Source organism: Streptomyces sp. NRRL B-24572 (assembly GCF_002156145.1).
GTDB classification, from domain to species: domain Bacteria; phylum Actinomycetota; class Actinomycetes; order Streptomycetales; family Streptomycetaceae; genus Streptomyces; species Streptomyces vietnamensis.
On the sequence record NZ_MWIG01001148.1, the window covers coordinates 1 to 1304 of the forward strand.

Annotated in this window: 1 protein-coding gene; it reads left to right on the top strand. The window is 76.5% G+C overall.

Annotated features, from left to right (window positions below; genetic code table 11):
- Positions 1-251 precede the first annotated feature (251 nt).
- Positions 252-1304 (top strand): LacI family DNA-binding transcriptional regulator (locus tag CCN56_RS40940; protein ID WP_086832575.1); only part of this gene is annotated, 1053 nt, incomplete at its 3' end.

Consider the following 1304-nt stretch of genomic DNA (forward strand, 5'->3'; position numbering starts at 1 on the left):
CGTCGCCCGGCGCCGGGCGACGAACCACCCGGTGGGACGCACCGGCCGGAGAGCGGGGCCGAGAGAGGTCTGGCGCCGGGAGCGCCGTACGCCGGATCATGAGGGTGATCACGGACGGTGGGTGAGAGCGACACGAGTGACCGCACGGACGGCCTGCACGTCCCGCACCGCCGGCTCTGGGCGTCGGCGAAGATAGGACGACCCACCACCCCACCCCGTGCCGTGCGGCACGACCAGAGGAGCGACGGCAGATGCCCCCTTCCGGGTCCGGAGCGAGCCCGCGACCGCCGACGATCGCCGACGTCGCCCGTACGGCGGGGGTGTCGCGGACCACCGTCTCGCACGCCCTCAACGGGCTCGGCAAGGTCGACCCCCGGACCCGTGAACGCATCAAGCAGGTGGCGGCCGAGCTGGGGTACCGCCCCAACCTGCGGGCCCAGCGGCTGCGGCGCGGCGAGGCCCGGGCGATCGCGCTCGCCTCGTCGATGCCCTTCGCGGTGGCCGGCGGCCCGTCCCGGCTCGGCTTCTACATGGAGGTCGCCGCCGCGGCCGCCGAGAGCGCGCTCCTGCACGACTACGCGCTCGTGCTCGTACCGCCCGTGCAGTCGGGCGCCGCCCTGGACTCGGTCGACATCGACGGCGCCATCGTCGTGGAGCCCGACGTGGACGACGCCGCCGCGGCCCGGCTGCGGCAGCGCGGCCTGCCGTACGTGGCGCTCGGCCGGCCCGTCTCGCCGGACGAGGCCGTCCCGTACGTCGACCTGCAGGGTGCGGCCGTCGCCGAGGCGCTCCTGACCCATCTGCGGGAGCAGGGCGCGAGGCGGCCCGCCCTGCTCGTCGGTTCCGGCGACCGGCACTCGTCGGTGGACGCGCGCGCGGCCTACGAACGGCTCGCCGCCGAGCACGGCTGGCAGCCGATCGTGGCGAGCGCCCCGGAGTCCGGCGGTGAACAGGCCGGCTACGAGCGGTGCGCCGCCCTGCTCGCCGAGCACCCCGGCCTCGACGCCGTGTGCGCCCTGGTCGACGCCTTCGCCGTGGGTGCGCTGCGGGCCGTCCGGGACAGCGGACGTGCCGTCCCCGAGGACGTCATGGTCGTCACCCGTTACGACGGTCTGCGCGCCCGCACCGCGCAGCCGCCGCTGACCGCCGTCGATCTCCACCTGGACCGGGCGGCGGCGGCCGCCGTGGACCTGTTGCTCGGGCGGCTGCGGGGGGACGCCCCGGCCGAGGCCGTGGTGACGGTGCCGCCTCCGACGGTGATCCCGCGTGAGTCGTCGCTCAGGACGCCCCCGCCGACGACGGAC